Annotated in this window: 20 protein-coding genes; 17 read left to right on the top strand and 3 right to left on the bottom strand. The window is 49.7% G+C overall.

The annotated features are described in order from the left end of the window. Positions 1-22 precede the first annotated feature (22 nt). From CWE06_RS03785 to CWE06_RS03770, 4 genes are all read left to right on the top strand, one after another. A complete protein-coding gene (locus CWE06_RS03785) occupies positions 23-883 on the top strand; it encodes a DUF3369 domain-containing protein (protein WP_157981123.1) in 861 nt (286 codons plus the stop codon). A 26-nt stretch (positions 884-909) separates the two neighbouring features. Beyond that, positions 910-1,758, top strand: coding sequence for a 3-deoxy-8-phosphooctulonate synthase (kdsA, locus tag CWE06_RS03780; RefSeq protein WP_126791544.1), 849 nt, complete (start codon positions 910-912; stop codon positions 1,756-1,758). Between the two features lie 136 nt (positions 1,759-1,894). After that, positions 1,895-2,530 (top strand): TetR/AcrR family transcriptional regulator, encoded by a 636-nt coding sequence (locus tag CWE06_RS03775; RefSeq protein ID WP_126791287.1) that lies wholly within the window; start codon positions 1,895-1,897, stop codon positions 2,528-2,530. Positions 2,531-2,580: 50 nt separating this feature from the next. After that, positions 2,581-4,896, top strand: a complete 2,316-nt coding sequence (locus CWE06_RS03770) for an acyl-CoA dehydrogenase (protein WP_126791286.1) — start codon at positions 2,581-2,583, stop codon at positions 4,894-4,896. Between the two features lie 188 nt (positions 4,897-5,084). Here CWE06_RS03770 and CWE06_RS03765 read toward each other — a convergent pair whose 3' ends face one another. Then, a complete protein-coding gene (locus CWE06_RS03765) occupies positions 5,085-6,446 on the bottom strand; it encodes a S41 family peptidase (RefSeq protein ID WP_157981122.1) in 1,362 nt (453 codons plus the stop codon). A gap of 238 nt (positions 6,447-6,684) precedes the next feature. Here CWE06_RS03765 and nagZ point away from each other — a divergent pair, with 238 nt between their 5' ends. Continuing rightward, positions 6,685-7,695 (top strand): beta-N-acetylhexosaminidase, encoded by a 1,011-nt coding sequence (nagZ, locus tag CWE06_RS03760; protein ID WP_126791282.1) that lies wholly within the window; start codon positions 6,685-6,687, stop codon positions 7,693-7,695. Between the two features lie 9 nt (positions 7,696-7,704). On the opposite strand, the gene queC is transcribed toward nagZ, so the two are convergent. Next, positions 7,705-8,391 (bottom strand): 7-cyano-7-deazaguanine synthase QueC, encoded by a 687-nt coding sequence (gene queC / locus CWE06_RS03755; RefSeq protein ID WP_241972460.1) that lies wholly within the window; start codon positions 8,389-8,391, stop codon positions 7,705-7,707. Between the two features lie 80 nt (positions 8,392-8,471). On the opposite strand from queC, the gene queE reads away from it, so the two are divergent. The 12 genes from queE to CWE06_RS03695 all read left to right on the top strand — a co-directional run bounded on the left by queE (position 8,472) and on the right by CWE06_RS03695 (position 17,967). Beyond that, the gene (gene queE, locus CWE06_RS03750; RefSeq protein WP_126791280.1) at positions 8,472-9,143 is read left to right on the top strand and encodes a 7-carboxy-7-deazaguanine synthase QueE; all 672 of its coding nucleotides are present in this window, start codon (positions 8,472-8,474) and stop codon (positions 9,141-9,143) included. Positions 9,144-9,261: 118 nt separating this feature from the next. Then, complete coding sequence (locus CWE06_RS03745; RefSeq protein WP_126791279.1) at positions 9,262-9,576, top strand: pilus assembly protein; 315 nt, start codon at positions 9,262-9,264, stop codon at positions 9,574-9,576. A gap of 2 nt (positions 9,577-9,578) precedes the next feature. Beyond that, positions 9,579-10,826 (top strand): hypothetical protein, encoded by a 1,248-nt coding sequence (locus tag CWE06_RS03740; protein WP_126791277.1) that lies wholly within the window; start codon positions 9,579-9,581, stop codon positions 10,824-10,826. After that, positions 10,823-11,449 carry a hypothetical protein gene (locus CWE06_RS03735; RefSeq protein ID WP_126791275.1) on the top strand — a complete coding sequence of 209 codons (627 nt, stop codon included), beginning with the start codon at positions 10,823-10,825 and terminating at the stop codon, positions 11,447-11,449. Before CWE06_RS03740 ends, CWE06_RS03735 begins: the two co-directional genes overlap by 4 nt. Before the next feature lie 11 nt (positions 11,450-11,460). Then, the gene (locus tag CWE06_RS03730; RefSeq protein ID WP_126791273.1) at positions 11,461-12,078 is read left to right on the top strand and encodes a hypothetical protein; all 618 of its coding nucleotides are present in this window, start codon (positions 11,461-11,463) and stop codon (positions 12,076-12,078) included. Further along, on the top strand, positions 12,075-12,872 hold the full coding sequence (cpaB, locus tag CWE06_RS03725; protein WP_126791271.1) for a Flp pilus assembly protein CpaB: 798 nt from the start codon (positions 12,075-12,077) through the stop codon (positions 12,870-12,872). The genes CWE06_RS03730 and cpaB overlap by 4 nt, the downstream gene beginning before the upstream one ends. 5 nt (positions 12,873-12,877) lie before the next feature. Then, entirely contained in the window at positions 12,878-14,392 is a 1,515-nt protein-coding gene (locus CWE06_RS03720) for a pilus assembly protein N-terminal domain-containing protein (protein WP_198679017.1), read from the top strand. A 59-nt stretch (positions 14,393-14,451) separates the two neighbouring features. Further along, entirely contained in the window at positions 14,452-15,696 is a 1,245-nt protein-coding gene (locus CWE06_RS03715; protein ID WP_126791268.1) for a TadA family conjugal transfer-associated ATPase, read from the top strand. Next, entirely contained in the window at positions 15,689-16,546 is an 858-nt protein-coding gene (locus CWE06_RS03710) for a type II secretion system F family protein (RefSeq protein ID WP_126791266.1), read from the top strand. The genes CWE06_RS03715 and CWE06_RS03710 overlap by 8 nt, the downstream gene beginning before the upstream one ends. Further along, positions 16,546-17,109: a type II secretion system F family protein gene (locus tag CWE06_RS03705; protein WP_126791264.1), complete on the top strand. Its 564-nt coding sequence runs from the start codon at positions 16,546-16,548 to the stop codon at positions 17,107-17,109. Before CWE06_RS03710 ends, CWE06_RS03705 begins: the two co-directional genes overlap by 1 nt. 25 nt (positions 17,110-17,134) lie before the next feature. Further along, complete coding sequence (locus CWE06_RS03700; RefSeq protein WP_126791262.1) at positions 17,135-17,548, top strand: DUF192 domain-containing protein; 414 nt, start codon at positions 17,135-17,137, stop codon at positions 17,546-17,548. Then, positions 17,545-17,967 (top strand): hypothetical protein, encoded by a 423-nt coding sequence (locus tag CWE06_RS03695; RefSeq protein ID WP_126791261.1) that lies wholly within the window; start codon positions 17,545-17,547, stop codon positions 17,965-17,967. The genes CWE06_RS03700 and CWE06_RS03695 overlap by 4 nt, the downstream gene beginning before the upstream one ends. On the opposite strand, the gene smpB is transcribed toward CWE06_RS03695, so the two are convergent. Further along, positions 17,964-18,437: an SsrA-binding protein SmpB gene (gene smpB / locus CWE06_RS03690; protein ID WP_126791259.1), complete on the bottom strand. Its 474-nt coding sequence runs from the start codon at positions 18,435-18,437 to the stop codon at positions 17,964-17,966. The two genes, CWE06_RS03695 and smpB, sit on opposite strands and share 4 nt — an antisense overlap. Between the last annotated feature and the right edge of the window lie 179 nt (positions 18,438-18,616).

The following is an 18,616-nucleotide window of genomic DNA, read 5'->3' as shown; positions in this document are numbered from 1 at the left end:
CAGCTTGTAATGCAAATTGACCGTGCGGGCAGCCTTCGGTGACGAAGCAGAAGTTGTTGTCCAGCGACCGCTCAAAGCAGCCTTACCTGTTTCTGCATTGCGTGAACTTGAGCAAGTGATTGCAACGCGAGAGCCTTATTTCAGTGATGAGTTAGCACTTGTGTACTGTCAAGCTGGAGCTAAGCTTGGCGGCTTACTTTGCTTAAGCGGTTTGGCACGCTCGCTCAGTGAGAAAGAACAAGATTTGCTGAACTTGTTCGCGCAACAAATTCAGTTGGCTTTAAATAACGTACTGCGTGAACAAGATACTCAGGACTTTATTCGCCGTACGCTCGAGCACGCTCAGGAATTAGAACGTGATCATCTATTTAGCGAAGACAAGCAACTGCATCCAGCGGCAAAAGTTGCGGCGGTACTCGCACAAGCACTTGGTTTACCATTGGAAAATCATGAGAATGTTGCACTAGCAGCGATGATCGCTGCTTTGCTGGCGCCGTATAGTGCCGTTGGTGAAGGTCATGAGCGCACCCAAGCACGCTTAGGCTATGAGCGTTTGCAGCGGGTTTTACGGGGTCTCCAGAACGACCAAACAGACGTGATGACGTTGGTCTTAGCTGCGGCAGACGCGCGTTTCGAGCGAGTCGACGGCGAAGGCTTTCCCGGTGTATTGCAAGGCAAAGGTTTTCCTCTCGATTTGCAGTTATTGGTTCTTGTTATGCAAATTTTCGCTTTGCAAAGTCAGGGCGACTCACCGCAACAAGCACTGCGCAAAGTTTTAGAAGCCGCCGACGGCTGTTTTGCGCCTGAGTTGATGAAAGCAGTGAAGGATTACCTTGGGATACTGCAAGAGCGTCTTCAACCGCCAAGCAGTATGAAGTCTTAATTTCAGGTACAGAGAATAGAAGCATGATGAAAGTAGAACAGGTGAATGTTGCCGGTATTGACGTTGCAAATGATAAACCGTTTGTCTTGTTTGGCGGCATGAACGTTTTAGAAAGCCGTGATTTGGCAATGCAAGTGGCAGAATATTATGTCGAAGTAACCACTAAGCTTGGTATTCCCTATGTTTTTAAGGCATCTTTTGATAAAGCAAATCGCTCGTCGATTCATTCTTTTCGTGGTCCAGGCCTCGATGAAGGTCTGAAAATTCTGCAAGAAATAAAGCAAACTTTTCAAGTGCCGGTGATTAGTGACGTCCATGAACCTTGGCAAGCGGCGCCGGCTGCAGAAGTCATTGATGTCCTACAATTGCCAGCGTTTTTGGCACGACAAACTGATTTAGTTGTCGCAATGGCGCAAACGGGCGCCGTGGTGAATATCAAAAAACCGCAGTTTTTAGCACCACATGAAATGCGTCACATCATGAATAAATTCGCCGAGGCGGGTAATCAGAACATTCTCCTTTGTGAGCGCGGATCGTGTTTCGGCTATAACAACTTGGTGGTCGATATGCTCGGCATGGATGACATGAAAGCGATGGCTCCGGTGATTTTTGATGCGACACATGCGTTGCAACGTCCAGGTGGGCGTTCAGATTCCGCCGACGGTCGCCGTGCACAAGCAGCGCAGCTGGCACGAGCGGGCATGGCGCTGGGCATCGCTGGTTTGTTTTTAGAAGCGCATCCGGATCCGAACAAAGCTCTGTGTGATGGGCCATGCGCGTTACCGCTCGATAAGTTACCGGCCTATTTAAAACAAATGCAAGCCGTTGATGAGCTGGTTAAATCATTTCCGGTGCTGGATACTTCAGCAAACTAAAATCCCTTCATTAACATCCCCTAAGCCCCGATTCATTTGGTCGGGGCTGATGCACATCGGACTTGCTGCAACCTCATAAGTACGTTAAATTGACTGCAAATTAAACGTGCGTTTTAAATGTGAGGTGCCACGGGTCGTGGTCAAAACTAAAGATAAAATTATTCTTGCCGCAGAAAAGCTGTTCTCCGAACACGGTTTCGAACAGACGTCGCTGCGCCAAATAACATCCGAGGCGGACGTCAATTTAGCGTCGGTCAATTATCATTTTGGCTCGAAGAAATCCTTAATTCAGGCGGTAATGGCGCGCTATCAAATGGTCTTCCTACCGGCATTAGAAGTCGAGTTGCAGCGTTTAGCTGAGCAACCAAACTACACGACCACGGATGTACTGGCGTGCATGACCCAGCCATTAATCGCATTGCGGCAGGTACGCCTTGATGGGCCGGTTATTTATTTGCGGCTACTTGGTTACGCTTATAGCGAAATCCAAGGTCATTTGCGGAAATTCACCATGACTCATTATGGCCACGTGGTTCAAGGTTTCTTCGAAATGATTCAAACCGCGAATCCACATTTGAGTCGTAAAACGCTATTTTGGCGCTTGCACTTTAGCCTTGGCGCCATGCTCTTTGCTCAGGTTTCCGGCCAAGCATTGCGTGAGATAGCCCTAGCTGACTTTGGCGAAGCAACACAGGCCGAAGAGACCTTCCTAAAACTATTACCTTTCGTTGCCGCAGGAATTTCAGCGGTGGATCCAGAAGCGCAAAACTAGACTACTATTAAAGTAGATTGGTGACACAAGGGCATTCGAGGAGTTGGATTATGTCCATATTACTTATTTTACTGGTGGCCGTACTGATTGTATTTGGGGTACCGGATATCCGCCGCAGTCTGATATCGAAGCCAGTTTTTCAGGTTTTTAAGAAGATACTACCACCCATGTCAGCGACTGAACGCGAAGCGATGGAAGCAGGTGACGTGTGGTGGGACGGTGAGCTTTTTTCCGGTCGTCCAGACTGGTTTAAGCTTTTAAAGACGAAGCCGCATCAGTTTACAGCGGAAGAACAGGCTTTCATTGATGGACCACTTGAGCAGCTACTGGCCATGCTCGACGACTTTAAAATCAATACAGAAGTCCATGACTTGCCGCCTGAAGTTTGGTCACATTTAAAAGAACATCGTTTCTTCGCAATGATCATTGGCAAGGAGTATGGCGGCTTAGATTTCTCTGCTAGTGCCAATTCACACATTGTTTCGCGGATTGCGACACGTTCACTATCAGCAGCCGTCACCGTCATGGTGCCGAACTCGCTTGGGCCGGGCGAATTGCTCACCCATTATGGAACCATGGAGCAAAAAGAACATTGGTTGCCAGCCTTGGCAAAAGGTCAAGAAATCCCATGCTTTGCATTAACAGGGCCGGAAGCAGGTTCCGACGCTGGCGGTATCCCAGATACCGGTGTGGTCTGCAAAGGTGAGTTTAACGGTGAAGAAGTCGTTGGCATAAAACTGAATTGGAGTAAGCGCTATATCACGTTGGCGCCGGTCGCAACGGTATTAGGCTTGGCCTTTAAGTTATATGACCCCGAACAGCTCATCGGCGACAAAGAAGATATCGGCATTACCTGTGCGTTAATTCCAACTAACCACGCGGGTGTCGAAATCGGTGACCGTCATTTACCATTAATGCAAGCATTTATGAACGGCACCACCTACGGTAAAGATGTATTTATTCCACTGGACTGGATTATCGGTGGCGTCGATTACGCGGGCAAAGGTTGGCGCATGCTCGTTGAGTGTCTGTCTGCAGGGCGAGGAATTTCTTTGCCGGCGCTTGCCACTGCCACGGGCCACAATGTCCAACGCTTCACCGGCGCTTATGCCTATGTTCGCCAACAGTTTGGCTTGCCTATTGGCAAGTTTGAAGGTGTGCAGGAAGCCATGGGCCGAATTGGTGGCCTCAACTACAGTATCGAATCAATGCGGCGCTTAACGTTAACCGCACTTGATGAAGGCTATAGCCCATCCGTGATTACGGCAATGACGAAATACCACATGACTGAAATGGGCCGACAAGTGTTAAACGATGGCCTCGACGTGCATGCGGGTAAAGGCATTCAAATGGGCCCTCTGAATTACCTTGCGTCAAACTACATGGGCATTCCAATCTCGATTACGGTTGAGGGAGCGAATATTTTAACCCGCAATTTAATGATTTTTGGCCAGGGTGCAACACGCTGTCACCCTTATGTTCTGGCAGAAATGGAAGCTGCTGCTGACAGCGATGAAGAGGCTGGTCTGCGCAGTTTTGATCAGCTTTTGATCAAGCACATTGGCTTCGCCATCAGTAATGTATTCGCGAGTGTGTGGCATGGTCTTACCGGTGCGCGTTTTGCCAATGCGCCGGTTGGTGGTGAAACGATTCGCTACTATCAACAGCTCTCGCGCATGAGTCGGGCGTTGGCGTTATGTGCAGACGTTGCGATGTTGACCATGGGTGGCGACCTTAAGCGCAAAGAAATGATTTCAGCGCGTCTTGGTGACGTATTGAGCCACTTGTATATTGGCTCCGCCATTCTCAAGCGATTTGAAGATGATGGTCGTCAGGTTGCTGATTTGCCTTATGTGCATTATGCCATGCAATTGCAGTTACACTTGATTGGGCAAGCGTTCCGCGGCTTCTTCAAGAACTTCCCGAAGCGTTGGATGGGTCGCGTTTTATCCTTCTTAGTGTTCCCTTGGGGTAACCGTTATGACCGTCCAGCGGATGATTACGCTCAGCAGATTGCAGAGTCAATGATGGAGCCGGGCGTATTACGTGAGCGGCACACCTTCTTAAGTTATTGGCAAGATGACGAGAATGATGTCACTGGCCATATGGAACTTGCGTTCCTGCATATGCATGAGAACGAAGCTGTGTTCAAGAAGGTTTATAAAGCGCAGAAACAGGGCGTTTTAGACAGCAATTTGAGTGGCGATGCACTGGCTGAGGCAGCAATTGCAGCCGATGTAATTACGGTCGAACAGGGCCAACGTTTTGCGGTTGCTGAGCGCTTACGACAGCGTGCCATTGCAGTCGATAGTTTTGAGCCAGAAGCGATGAGCAAAGGTCGTTACATCGCCCGCGATGTTGTTTAGCAGCTGCTTCATTTGCGAAAACTGTCGTGTTAACAAGTCATGTCAGCAAATAGTGACAACAAAAAACCGTGGTTCAATTCAACTTGAATCACGGTTTTTTTCTAGCTATCAGCTCTGTTGTGCCGGTGCTTATCTCATGTTCAGGCACTCGTGCTTGCAATCAGTGTTGAAGCGCAAGTCCTGACACATTAGTGCTCGTGACGCCACTTCCAAAGCAGCGGATGCTCTTGCCACTGTTCTGGGATGCCACGAGAAACCGTTTCATCCGTACTAAGTGTCATTGCGCCGTCGACATCACTCACACCGGCAGTGCCAGGGCATTGTCCGTTCGCGATATGGTAACGTGCGCTATCGAGTAATGGGTCGCCAACCACGCCCCAGTCACCAACGATGGTGTCGCTGGCTGCACAATTCACCGGCAAGCCATCGAAGTAATCACCTTCACCGTCGGCATTTACGGTTTGGAAGGTAATCGCAAAGACGATCTTGTCACAAATTTGCCCGGGTTGTTGGCCAACAGGCTTACCACAGGTTGGTTGACCAATGGTGACGACTTCAACGAATGGCTTCAGCGAGTTTATCACCAGCTCCGATGATGAACAGCTAGCACCCGTGGTGAGCACATAAACGCGATCAAGATTTAAACGCTCAATACCACGACCGAGGCTAAATAAATAATCTTCGTCGTTGAAATTCCGATTGTACTGGTAAGTTAAGAAGATTTCGCCGTCGACGTTATTCCAAGCCGCTTGGCTGGCTAATTGGTTGGCGACACGCACCAAACCGCCGCCATTGTAACGAAGGTCAATGACTAGCTCGTCAACACCAATTAATTGGTCGTAAGTGTCATTTAAATCGTCTTCGGAGCGGTTGATGAAACTATCAAAGACATAATAACCGACCTCTTTGCCGTCCACATTAAAGCGGTCAACGGCCATGACGGTGTTGGTTTCGACTTGGGTTTTGCGCACGGTTTCAGTCAGCATTGTGCCGTCAGGGCGGCGCCAAGTGAACTCACGCTCGACACCATCTTCGTTGGGCCCAAAGACATCAACCCAAGTGGCTTGGCCACTTGCAATGCGATTAAACCAAGTCGCCATACTGACGCCGTTGACGGCAGTAATTTCGTCACCACGACGCACACCTGCTTGCGCAATTGGCGACGTTTCATAGACATAAGTAATTTGGATAACACCTAAGTCGGTGCGGTCGCGACGCCCGAAGCCGAAGCCAAAAAATACCGCATCGATGTAGCGCTCTTGATATTCACTTTCGGTGAGAATAAAAGAGAAAATATCTTGCGGTGCGCGCAAGGCATCAAGCATTTGATAAATGCTACCATGGTTTGCTGGGTTCACGTTGCGGCGCATATCGTCGAGCCACAAGTAACGATTCTCCATAAAACTAAGCAGTTGTTGGTTTTGTCCAACGACCGAGCACTGTGCATTGCCGAGATTCGGAGAATCTCCGGTTAAGACCGAATCGCTGCCACAGGCTGCTAATAAGCCAGCGCTGAGGGTGGTGAGTAAAAATTGTTTGGTTGTTAACATGGCAATCATCTCGCTGGCGAAGTCTTTACAACATAGACCGTAAATCTGGTATAAGATTCACTTTTCTATAGCTGGTTCGTGTATCGGCATGCTTGTTGTAGCATCCATACATACAAGGAACGTGTCTGTTCCTAGCATAGTCATATTTTAGATACTTTGAAATAACAGTTTTCGTTCAATTACAGCTTTCTCGCGGTCGAATGTCCGTTAGCATGCATTTGTTAAGTATAGGATTTTTATGTTTCATACTGGATTGCTCCTCGATATCGAAGGAACTGAACTAACGGCACAGGACGAAGAGATCTTGCGTCATGAGCGCGTTGCAGGTGTCATTTTATTTACCCGCAATTACGAGAATCCAGCGCAACTAGCCGCGTTGACTCAGGCTATTCGAGCAGCGGCAGGGCGGGAAATCTTAATCACAGTTGACCACGAAGGTGGTCGGGTGCAACGTTTTCGCGAGGGTTTTAGCGCCATACCCGCTATGGCATCGCTTGCTAGTTTCTCTGACCAGCCGGCTCGCAATGCCGCTTATGCGCGTGAACTAGGTTGGTTAATGGCGAGTGAGTTGTTGGCTTGTGGCGTTGACCATAGTTTTGCACCTGTCTTAGATGTTCATGGCCCAAGTTCTGTGATTGGCGATCGCTCGTTTGGTGTCGACAGCAAGGCAATCGTGCCGCTCGCTGCAGCGTTTATGCGCGGTATGCACGAAGCCGGTATGCGCACCACAGGTAAGCACTTTCCTGGCCATGGCACTGTGGTTGCTGACTCGCATATCGATATTCCTGTCGATGATCGACCTTTGGCTGAGATTCTTCAGCTCGACACCCAAGTTTTTATTGAGCTGCTGCCTCATATCCAAGCCTTGATGCCCGCCCATGTGATTTATCCGCAAGTTGATCCAGACCCAGCAGGTTTTTCAAGCTTCTGGATGCAGAAAATTCTGCGTCAGGATTTAGGCTTTCAGGGCGTGATTATTAGTGATGACCTCTTGATGGCGGGAGCGACGGTCGCTGGAAATATCAGTCAACGTGCAGAAAAAGCACTGTCTGCTGGTTGTGATCTGTTATTGGTGTGCAATGACCAAGCTCAAGCCAGAGTTGTGTTAGAGACAGTCGAGTTTCCCATGACCGAACGTGATCCAGTGAAAATTTTGGCCGGCCAAAGTGCCTTTGACTCACTTGCAAGCGTACAAGCGAGTCAGCGTTGGCAGGACGTACAAACGTTACTCGCGCAACGAGCGCAATAAGTCGTTCGCTTAGTTGGCTTGTTCTTCGTAGCGCAGCGGGTCAGTCAACTGATGCGCTGCGAATGCACCGAGTCGCTCACGGCAGGCACTGCAATTACCACAGGCGAATTCGCGGCCGTTATAGCAAGTCCAGGTTTGGCTGTAATCAAGGCCCATACTTAATCCATCGGCGAGAATTTCAGCCTTGCTGTTGTATAGGTAAGGAGAGCGCACTGGAATCGCTTTGTAATTGGCGAGCTGGCTAACTTGGTTCATGGCTTCGACAAACTCGGGGCGACAATCAGGATAGATATCATGGTCACCGGAATGAGCGCCGTAATACACTTCATCGGCATCAATAGACACGGCATAGCCGATCGCGAGCGATAATAAGATCATGTTGCGGTTGGGAACGACAGTCGCTTTCATATTGCCTTCAGCGTAGTCGGCCGCCGGCACTTCAATGTCATCAGTGAGCGCTGAACCCGCCAGCAGGGTATTGATGCTGCGAATATCCACTAATTTGTGCGCCAAGCCCAATTGCTCGCAGACTGCGGCAGCACAATCCAGTTCTTTACTGTGGCGTTGGCCGTAATGAAACGACAATGGATAGACCTCAAAGCCGTCGGCGATCGCGCGATGCAGCACAGTAAACGAGTCCATGCCACCGGAATAAATAACCACTGCTTTTTTCATACTTGGAGTTTTTTCCTGCATCTTTTTGCTCCTGCTATGCCGACTCACGTATAATCACAGTTTACCCGATTCAAGTAGCTGACAGAAGCCGCAGGAGCGTTATGATTTACCCAATTAATGAATTGTTTGAAACAATTCAAGGCGAAGGTGTGTATACCGGTGTGCCGGCTATTTTTATTCGTCTCCAAGGTTGCCCAGTCGGTTGTCCATGGTGTGATACGCAACATACATGGGACAAAAGCGCTGACGATCGGATTGCCATTACTGATGTGCTGGCCAAGCAACAAGCGAGCACACAATTTGCAGAAGTGAGTCCAGACGATATTCTGGCGCAAATCCAAGCACTCGGCTTTACGGCTAAACATGTGGTGATTACCGGCGGCGAACCCTGTATGTATGACTTACGGCCACTTGCAGCAGTGCTTGAAGCGGCAGGTTATCGTTTACAAATCGAAACCAGCGGTACATTTGAGGTATTAACGAGCCCGCAAACATGGGTTACGGTGTCCCCGAAAGTGGACATGCCCGGCGGTTATGCGGTGCGTGCCGATGCCATGTTACGTGCAAATGAAGTGAAGTACCCGGTTGCCATGCACAAGCACATCGAGCAACTTGATCAGTTACTGCTTGATTGTCCTGTACAACCGGGCACAACCATTTGTTTGCAACCCATTAGTCAGCGTCCGCATGCGACCGAACTGGCGATGAGAATTTGTCGGCAACGGAACTGGCGTTTGTCCGTTCAATTACATAAATACTTGGCAATCGATTAAAACGCAGCTCAACACTTTTCTTTTTGCATAGCGTTCTCTAAGCTCTCTTTGACCGGCCATGTTGGCTCGGTTAATTGGGAATTTAAGTGACGGAAAACTCACGTGCCATGGAGGCGCTATGTCAAAAAATCATGCTTTATCTCACTCTGTACGTCCGCAACGTTATTCTAAGGCTGCACGCTATGCGCGCGGCCAAGGGATGACAGAATATATTGTTGTATTAGCCCTGGTGGTGGTTGCTGCGATCGGTGTGTATTCGTTTTTTGGAAAAACGGTACGCACGCAGATGGCAGGGGTTGCGAAAGAAATTTCTGGCCAGCCCGCTGATCAACAAATACGTCAAGCAGAACAAGCGGCCAACACCGCTTCAAGTACTGCAAACCAAAACTACGGTTTAGGCAATTACGACGAAGGTACCCATTCGGGTAATTAAGTATGCGCCTAAGTTCACGTCATCGAGGTTTCTATCTCGTTGCGATGACCTTGCTGTTTGCTGGGTTGCTGGTGGCTGTGCTCCTTACGGTGCAGCTCACCAGTCAGCTACAAAAGCAGTCAGCAGCAACGCAAGTCGCAGAATATGCGGCTGAAAGTGTTGCCGTCATTGCTGCCCGAGATCTCAACTTCAAAGGTATTACTAACCGAGCCATGCTGGCCAATGAGATTGTCATTGGTCAGCTCATGGGGATTCATTCTTGGTACGACATGAATCGTCGTAGTATGACCCGAATTGCTCAGTTCACCGCATGGATACCGAAAGTGAATATCGTTACGCTCAATATGGCGCGAGCGGTGGAACGCATGCGCGTGCCGATGGAGCGAACCATGCGGAGCTTGATTATCGTGCAGCAATCAACCGTGGAAATGTTGCAACTGGCACAGTTTACGTTTCATCAAGCCAGCTGGTTGAGCACGATCGCAACGGCAACGGAAGTGGTGGAGCAGAACGATCCGGAACTTGAGTTACACATGTTTAATCACCAGACGCTGATTGATGCGGAATATTTGTGGCTGCGAATGCAAACGCGGACGTCAAATATGACCGACCAGAACGACTACATCCGCATGGCGATGGAAAGCCGCGACCCGTTCAGTCAACGTCGAACGTACCGGCTATTTGACGCCCGGCCAATTATCTATGCCCATAAAGCCGGAGGCTCGGATGTAAAAAACTTGCTTGGTCGCATTGAGTGGCAAAGCGTTGATACCTTCTCGTTTCATGTCAATGCCATTTATCGTTGGCAGGAAGCGCCTCTTGGCGGTGGTTCGGCCTATTTTCGTCAGCGTTTACCGAGTCGTGGTCGCACCCCCGGTTTTGGGGAGAGTTATCGCTTCAATCGGCGCGCTAGCGCAGAAGCAGGCCGTTTTGGCCGCAATTTGGGCGTCGGCCATTCGATTCCTAACTTCTATCGTTTAAGCGATAGCAATCGCGAGCCACAGATCACCTTGGTTGTGCGTTCCAAGCGTCCTGAAGTGGCTCATAGTAATGATGAAAGCGCAGACAATCACTTTGTCCCGGTGATCTGGGGCGTTGGTCGTCAACAACTGTATTTCTCGCGCCCGAGAAACTTTTGGCAGCGTCGTGATGGCAGGGGAGAGCGAGCGAATTTGCACAATGCGCTGTGGCAAACCCGAGCGGTTGCTGTGCCAATTTGGGAACTTGAATTTTTAAGGATGCAATTATGAAACGGAATTTTGGACAGGCATTAGTTGAAATTACGCTTGCGATTAGTTTACTTGGGCTTCTCTTACTGGTGTCCATGCCACAGGTTGAGCAAAGTTTAGCGAAGCGCTGGCGCGGACAACAGTTGCTGCCTGTGGTATTGGCGGATCACCCCTTGCGCGCGACCGCTGGACTCGAAAGTCGTGAACTTGAAGATTATGAAAAAGAATTTCGACTTCCGGTGGGTGACGACTATGAACTTGATTATCGGACCACGAGCGACTACGCCTTTGCTAACTTAATTGCGCCGGTCTGGGACATCCTTAGTACGCAACGTGGCTTTTCACTACCAACCAACAACTTAGCTGTTGTTCAGTTGCAGCATGAAGAGTCCGAACAACCCTGGCTGACCTTTAGTCGTCTAAGTAATGCGTGGCAGCCCCAGAGCTTAGCGCACTTAAGTAGTAGGCCCAAAGCCCTGACTACCACGGAGTTTCTGAACCAACTTGGCTTTCAGGAGATTCAATCGCTGTTGGGATTAATTCCGTTTGCGCGCGAATTTAGCCCTGACCAATTACGCGTCGGACATGTGGATGTGGATGTCGTTCCTGCCCATGCTCGTTGTCAAAACGCCAATTGTAACTAAAGGAGCAAATCATGCGTATTCAATTTTTGTATCCGCTCATGCTCAGCTTTGGCGTTGTATTGTGTGCAGGAAGTGGGGCTGTGCAAGCAAAGTTTTTAACCGAACGACCGAGTTATCTGCCGCGGCCTCTAGTGTCAGAGAAAATTATTGACGTCGCCAAAGTATTTGGTCTCGACGTAAGAATTTGGCTGCTCGAATCGCGTCATGAACCAATTTTAGAACTGATGGCAGGCGTGCAAGACTGCTTAATCCTGCCAAGCTCAGATGAGCTGCGAGTTGATTGCTTAGGTGACAACTTTATGTTGACCTTGATGTGGCATGACGACAACTTGCTGTGGACTGAGACGCTACTCACCGATGCGGAACATCATGGTGATGAAGTCTATGTGTATCGTTCGCAAAGCGGTGAAGTCCGCAGTGAGATTTCCAATCAACCGTTAGCAACGCACTACTATGCAGCGATCGATAAGATGCAGGCCAATGCGGTTGCTCCGGCATATATCCATGACCGCTATCAAGGGAGCTTTGTCCTGAGTTACCAGACCGACCAAGGGGTTTATTCAGTGGTAGGCTGGGAACAGGAACCGGGTGTCGTTTGGCTAACCCATACGCTCGAGGTTCGCGAATGAAGTTGGCTGCCGGCTTAAAAGGTAAACTCTGGCTGCTGATCCCGTTGCTCGTGGGAGTGCTGGCGGCGTTGTTCGCATGGTTTGTCTTGCAGAACTATCTTCGGCAAACGGAGATGGACTTGCAACAACAGTACCGCCGAGAGTATCAAACGTTGCAAATTGCCAATGAACGAGTCGCCGTTGTGGTGCCAGCACAAGCATTGATCGCAGGGGAGCAACTTACCGCTAAAAACATGCGTGTTCGTCAGGTTCATCCTGATGGTCTTGCGGCTGACGCAATACTTGCACAGGATGCTGAGTCGATTATTGGTCGCGTGCTGCGTAACGATCTCGCTGGCGAGCTAGCGCCCGGCCGACCGCTGCAGCGTATTCACTTGTTGCCGTATCAAGATCACCGTTTAAGTAGTCGCTTGAACGAACAGCAAACGGCGTTTAGCTTTCGAGTTAGAGACGAAGATCATCATGGTAACGCGCTGCAGATTGGCGACCGGATTGATCTCTATACGGACGCTGTTGGCGGCACAAAGCTGTTGGCGTCGGCATTGGAAGTGTTGGCAATCGATGGCCGCTTGCAAGAAGGTGAACAAAGAGGCGGTATGAATGTAGTAACCGTTGCCATTCCGCTGCAAGACGCCGTGCGTTTTCAAGAAGCGTATGCGGAACAGTCATTACTGGTATTCCTGCGTACACGGCAGCAGGAAGTCACGTCGCCTCGGCGTCTATATGGTATTCCGAAAGTAGAATGGATTGTCCCAAGTTCACAAACACAACCAACAACCGATATAGGGTGGTAGCACGGATGCAGGACCAAAATAAGGCCGAGGAACGGCTTCGCAATCAACCACAACCAAGCGACAACCAAGCAGGCAACAAATCAGATAACAAAACAGATAACAATCAAGCGCTGTGGATTGTCGTCGTTATCGTTCTCTGTATCGCATTGTTTAATCGGGCAGCGCTTGCTGCCGACCAAGTATTTGCTGTGAACCAAGTTGTTGCTGCTAAACAAGTTATAGCGGCGAACCAACACGTAGCGAGCGACGCTGAGATCGCAACGCTCAGTTTAGTGGTCGATAGTGCCGAACTGATTGTCAGTCACGATCAGATTCAACGCATTGCCATGGCGCGCACCGACATTATTGAAGCACGCCTAATGAATGAGCGCGAGCTACTCATTTTGGCACTGCAAGTTGGCGAAGTGGATTTGTGGTGGTGGACAACCAAAGGTGTGCGCCACAGCAAGCGGGTGCGTGTCGTGGCGCGACAAGATCGCCAATTAGAGCGACAAGTACGCGCTATCATGACGGCTCGCGAACATGCAGAAGAGACATTCGGCGAGCTTGCTCCAGTAACCAGTCATTGGGAAGACGGTTTTCTTTTTCTGCGCGGTGAAGTCAATGCGCAAGAACTTGCTCAATTTAGTGAACTGCAAAAGCACCACAGCCAACTGGATTTGCATGGTTTGCACTACACACCGGAAATTGCTGAAGTTATTGAACTTGAAGTACAAGTTTACGAAGTCAGTACCCGTTGGTTGCAACAACTCGGATTACGTTGGCAACAAACCGCTGCAGGACCCGTATTCGGAGTACTTGCCGATGGGGTTGGAGGTGATCTTTGGCGCGTGGAAGGCGCCATGGACTTAAACATAGTACCGGGTGACCAAGACTTATTACAGGAACTGGGGCGGGGACAACGTAGCTATTTAGGCTGGATGGCGAGTTTGCGCAGTATCTTACAATTAGTACAAGAACGCGGTGCTGGTAAAGTCTTGGCAACGCCAAGGCTACGGGTGGAAAGTGGTACCCAAGCGACTTTTTTGGCCGGTGGTGAAATTCCTGTTCCGCAAACCAATGGCCTTGGACAAACGGAAGTCACCTTTAAAAACTATGGGGTGCAACTTCATGTGTTGCCGGAACTGCTCGCGGATCAGCAAATTCGCACCCATCTAATTAGTGAGCTTAGCCATCCTGATTTAAGTGTTGCGGTACAAGGGGTACCCGGATTACGCAGTCGCCGTACCGAAACCACAGTCACGGTTGCTGATGGTGAAACGCTGGTGGTTGCCGGCTTAATCAGTTACGAGGAAAGCTCGACACGGAGTGGCTTGCCGGGTGCGATGAGTGGCCCAGGAACGGGCAGCAACCTGCTCAGTGCGGAGGATTACAGCCAACAGCATACGGAAGTTGTGGTGTTTGTTACCCCGCGCAATGTTAGTCGCGTGCAGCGTCAACAAAAGCTTCAGCGTGAGCAGCAACAAGAATTCATGCAGTTGTTTCAGTCACTCGGTTGCACGGGCATGGAAGAGCGCTAAATCCACAAGTAGATTAATTGCACAAGTACGCTAAACCGATAACAAGGCAAGGAGAGCCGATGAAAACCTATGCGGAATTACTCACCCATACCGTCGAAGCATTGAATTTACATCAAACTGATGTGCTTCAACTCGATGATGATGCATTGCGAGAACTCGTGCGCCAAGGGCTGCGCGAGCAGCTTCGAGAAGGGCGAGATTGGCAAATTGAAGAGAGTGAACAGCAGCTCACGCAGCGGGTACTAGACGATGTGGTTGGCCTCGGTCCACTTGAGGGGCTGCTGCGCGATGAATCCGTGTCAGAAATCATGGTAAATCGTTACAACCAAATCTTTATCGAGCAGTCGGGGCGTTTGCAGCTAAGCAACGTGCAATTTATGCATGAAACCGCTTTGCGGCAAGTACTCGAGCGCATTGTAGCACCGCTCGGTCGACGCATTGACGCAAGTTCACCGATGGTTGATGCGCGCTTGGCGAATGGCTCACGAGTCAACGCGGTGTTACCTCCGTTAGCTGTAGCTGGTGCTTGCTTAACGATTCGAAAATTCAGTAATCAGCGCATTTTCATGGCTAATTTAGTTGATTTTGGCAGCATTTCGCCGCTTTTAGCAGACCTGCTTGAAATTGGTGTTAAGCATCGACAAAACCTAGTGATTAGCGGTGGAACGGGTAGCGGCAAAACCACGCTCCTTAATGTTTTGGCTGATCACATACATGCAGGCGAACGGGTGATTACCATTGAGGATGCTGCAGAACTAAAACTGCATCATGAAAATTTGGTGTGTTTGGAAGCTCGCCCCGCTAACCAAGAAGGTGCTGGCGCAGTGTCGATCCGGCAGCTCGTTATGAATGCCTTGCGGATGCGTCCTGATCGTATTGTGGTCGGAGAGTGTCGAGGTGGCGAAAGCCTCGATATGTTGCAAGCGATGAATACAGGTCACGCTGGCTCGATGACGACCTTGCACGCAAATACACCGCGCGACGCCTTAAGTCGGCTAGAAACCATGGTGCTCATGGCTGGGCTTGACCTACCGTTATATGCGGTGCGGCAGCAAATTGCCGGTGCGATTCAGCTCATTGTGCAAATCTGTCGTCTTGCCAATGGTAAACGTGTGGTCAGCAGCTTAACCGAAGTGCGTGGGCAAGCTGGTGATGTCATGCAGCTAGCGGAAATCATGCGCTATAACCAAGCAACGGATCAACATGAATGGACGGGGCAAATCCCCAGCTTTATTGACGACCTCGCAGAATCACAGCGAAGTGAGCTAATTCGTCGCTTACAGCAGGTGAGTAGTCATGAGTGAGTTGCTCTGGGCAACGTTAGCAGCAGCGCTAATTGCTGCTAGTTTAAGTTTTATGCTCTGCGTTGTGGTTCGCGGCTTATTGCAGGATTATCGCCAACACTATGAGCAGCGTTGGCAAAATAACCTGACCTCTTTGTTTTTGTTTGTGCGCGTCCGAGACCTTGTCTTAATCTGGTTTATTGTGCTTAGTTTTATCGTCCTCATTGCCAGTTTCACGCTCGATTCATGGTTAAGTATTGGCGTTCTAACTGGGCTTGGAATTCTCGTGCCATGGCAGGGCTATAAACGCATGCAAAAGCGTCGCCAAGAACAAGTCACGCGCCAATTACCGGCCATGTTGACCCTGTTGTCGACAACCTTACGCAGCGGCGGCACAGTTGCCCAAGGCATTGCCTTTGCTGCTGCAGAAATGGCAGTACCACTGGGGCAGGAGCTACAAATCCTCAGCCGGCAGTTGCGCCTTGGTAAGAGTTTGCCAGTGGTATTTAAAGTGTTTGCCGAACGCTACCCGTCCGACGATCTCCATCGAATTTATCTGGCGCTCGACCATGGCCAAGCGCTTGGTGGTAAGCAAGCTCAATTACTCGACAGCCTCGCGCAAACTTTACGGCGCAAGCAGCAACTTGAGCAGCGGATTAAAAGCCTCAGCGCTCAAGGGCGTTTGCAGGGCAAAGTGATGACCGCAATGCCGCTGTTTATTCTTCTCGTGCTCTGGGGCATCGAAGGTGAATCACTAGAAAAGTTGAGTCAACACCCGATCGGTTGGGGGCTGGCCATTTTCTTGGTGGTGATGCTGCTTGGCGGACATTGGCTCATGCAAAGATTGCTGAAGATTGAGGTGGCGCTGTAATGTTACTCGTAGCCGTGACGATGTTAGCGACAGGCTGTCTGAGTTTTGTCTTGATGATCGTGGCAACGGCACTTTATCAGACTCTTAACGCGCGCCAACTGCGGCAACAGCGTTTGCACCAAGTTCGTTGTCAATTGCCCGCCATGATGGAGCTCTTAGCCATGCTGCTTACGGCAGGTTTGCCGCTAATGGCTGCGATGCAGCAGTTATTGTCACAAGGCAGTCATAACAGTTTACAGAAGGAACTGCGCATGGTCGTTGCTGCGGTGCGCACTGGCGAGCCATGGGTAAACGCCATGCAACGTTTTCGCGAGCGTAATCCTGTTGCTGAAGTCAGTATGTTCGTAACCATGCTCATTCAATCAAGTCAGCATGGTGGTGCTTTATCAGGCCTACTAGGCGAACAAGCTGCATCGTTTCGCCAAACGTTAGCGGAAGAGGTTGAGCAGCAGGCGCAAGAATTGCCAGTGCGCCTGCTGTTACCGTTAATCGTATTTGTTTTTCCGGCAACTATGTTGCCATTTATCGGCATTATCGCCGCCAAAGTTATGTGGCAGACTTAAGCGCTGCTGCGCCCATGGAGGGGTTATGAAAGATCGTGATAAATATCTTGATGTACGTTTAAGAGAATATGGCAGCTACGCCAATTTTGCTGTGCGACAGCAGGAACATTGGCTGTTTATTGGCTATTTGCGGATAGCTCGGCGGTTTTTTCCGCGCCTATTCGGTTGGCGCCAGCGTCATCGCGGCAATGCGGGCGAACGCTGCAGTGGCATTTGGCTACCGAATTGTCGCGTCGTACATAGTTTTTTCTTACATCAGACACTGCAATTAATCTGGTTGAATGACGCCGGACAAGTGGTACATGAGCAAACCCTGCGCCCATACCGAATCGCTTGGTGTAAAGAAGCAACAGGAGTCATTGAACTAGCTGCCGATACATTGGCGTTAAAGCGTCAACCTCATGCCATTCACATTCAGCCGGCAGAGGATATCCAATGAGAGCTCATTTAATTGTGGTTTTGAGTGTATTGTTTCTAAGTGCCTGTAATAGTGCAGCGCCGATGCGTTCCGACGAAGTCAGTCGACTTGAAGAGAAAGCTTTAAATGCGTATCGCTATGGTGATTTATTGGCAGCGGAGAGCTATCTGCACCGATTGCTGGCACAACAGGATAACGATGCGCAAGGCTGGTTATTACTTGGCAATATTCAGCTGCGCCAACAGCGTTTAAATGCAGCACAACATGCCTATGAGCAAGCTATTCTGCGGGATGATTCGTTATTATTGGCGCATCATAATTTGGCATTAGTGTATTTGCGTTTAGCCACGCAGACACTAATTAATGGCCAAGCCCATACGAGTAAGCGGTCACCTTTGCTCGAAGCTTTATTGCATTTGCAGGCGCCGCATGTGCCTTAGCGTTGCTGGTGCTTCATCAGTCGTTCTTTTTGGCGCGCCCAATCGCGATCTTTAATGGTATCGCGTTTGTCGTGGGATTTTTTCCCTTTCGCCAAATAGATTTCAACTTTGACCCAGCACTTCTTCCAATACATAGCGGTGGCTACAATGGTGTAGCCTTCGCGCTCAACTTTACCGATTAGCGTGTTTAACTCACGTTTTTTCAGCAGTAACTTGCGCGTGCGATCGGGATCGCAAACGACATGCGTTGAGGCTTGGTTGAGAGGCTGAATTTGCGAGCCGAGCAAGTAAGCTTCGCCGTCGCGCAGGATCACGTAACTGTCGGCAATATTGACTTTGCCGGCACGGATACTTTTGACTTCCCATCCCTGCAACTCTAAACCCGCCTCCATCTTGTCTTCGAGGAAATATTCGTGGCGAGCTTTTTTGTTCAGTGCGATGGTCGATGATGGATTTTTTTTCTGTTTCATGAGACGTATTATACGCTTGCTCGCGCCTTAGCAAAAGGGGCTGAAAGAAAAGATGCACATCCTTTTTAGATTAGTTAGAATGCGCAGCTTCGCCGATTGTCGAAATCTTGAACACATCGTGCGCATTAGGCTCCAAACCTCGCCGTAAATTGGCTAAAGGAGTTGCGCAGGACGAAAGG

Source organism: Aliidiomarina haloalkalitolerans (assembly GCF_003987315.1).
GTDB classification, from domain to species: Bacteria; Pseudomonadota; Gammaproteobacteria; order Enterobacterales; family Alteromonadaceae; genus Aliidiomarina; species Aliidiomarina haloalkalitolerans.
The sequence above is the reverse complement of the archived record's forward strand: the minus strand, read 5'-3'. Positions and strand labels throughout refer to the sequence as shown.

Coding starts and splice junctions, on each gene's coding strand:
- kdsA (WP_126791544.1), top strand. CDS start 910: ATGAAAGTAGAACAGGTGAATGTTGCCGGTATTGACGTTGCAAATGAT.
- CWE06_RS03770 (WP_126791286.1), top strand. CDS start 2,581: ATGTCCATATTACTTATTTTACTGGTGGCCGTACTGATTGTATTTGGG.
- CWE06_RS03765 (WP_157981122.1), bottom strand. CDS start 6,446: ATGTTAACAACCAAACAATTTTTACTCACCACCCTCAGCGCTGGCTTA.
- nagZ (WP_126791282.1), top strand. CDS start 6,685: ATGTTTCATACTGGATTGCTCCTCGATATCGAAGGAACTGAACTAACG.
- queC (WP_241972460.1), bottom strand. CDS start 8,391: ATGCAGGAAAAAACTCCAAGTATGAAAAAAGCAGTGGTTATTTATTCC.
- queE (WP_126791280.1), top strand. CDS start 8,472: ATGATTTACCCAATTAATGAATTGTTTGAAACAATTCAAGGCGAAGGT.
- CWE06_RS03745 (WP_126791279.1), top strand. CDS start 9,262: ATGTCAAAAAATCATGCTTTATCTCACTCTGTACGTCCGCAACGTTAT.
- CWE06_RS03740 (WP_126791277.1), top strand. CDS start 9,579: ATGCGCCTAAGTTCACGTCATCGAGGTTTCTATCTCGTTGCGATGACC.
- CWE06_RS03735 (WP_126791275.1), top strand. CDS start 10,823: ATGAAACGGAATTTTGGACAGGCATTAGTTGAAATTACGCTTGCGATT.
- CWE06_RS03730 (WP_126791273.1), top strand. CDS start 11,461: ATGCGTATTCAATTTTTGTATCCGCTCATGCTCAGCTTTGGCGTTGTA.
- cpaB (WP_126791271.1), top strand. CDS start 12,075: ATGAAGTTGGCTGCCGGCTTAAAAGGTAAACTCTGGCTGCTGATCCCG.
- CWE06_RS03720 (WP_198679017.1), top strand. CDS start 12,878: ATGCAGGACCAAAATAAGGCCGAGGAACGGCTTCGCAATCAACCACAA.
- CWE06_RS03715 (WP_126791268.1), top strand. CDS start 14,452: ATGAAAACCTATGCGGAATTACTCACCCATACCGTCGAAGCATTGAAT.
- CWE06_RS03710 (WP_126791266.1), top strand. CDS start 15,689: ATGAGTGAGTTGCTCTGGGCAACGTTAGCAGCAGCGCTAATTGCTGCT.
- CWE06_RS03705 (WP_126791264.1), top strand. CDS start 16,546: ATGTTACTCGTAGCCGTGACGATGTTAGCGACAGGCTGTCTGAGTTTT.
- CWE06_RS03700 (WP_126791262.1), top strand. CDS start 17,135: ATGAAAGATCGTGATAAATATCTTGATGTACGTTTAAGAGAATATGGC.
- CWE06_RS03695 (WP_126791261.1), top strand. CDS start 17,545: ATGAGAGCTCATTTAATTGTGGTTTTGAGTGTATTGTTTCTAAGTGCC.
- smpB (WP_126791259.1), bottom strand. CDS start 18,437: ATGAAACAGAAAAAAAATCCATCATCGACCATCGCACTGAACAAAAAA.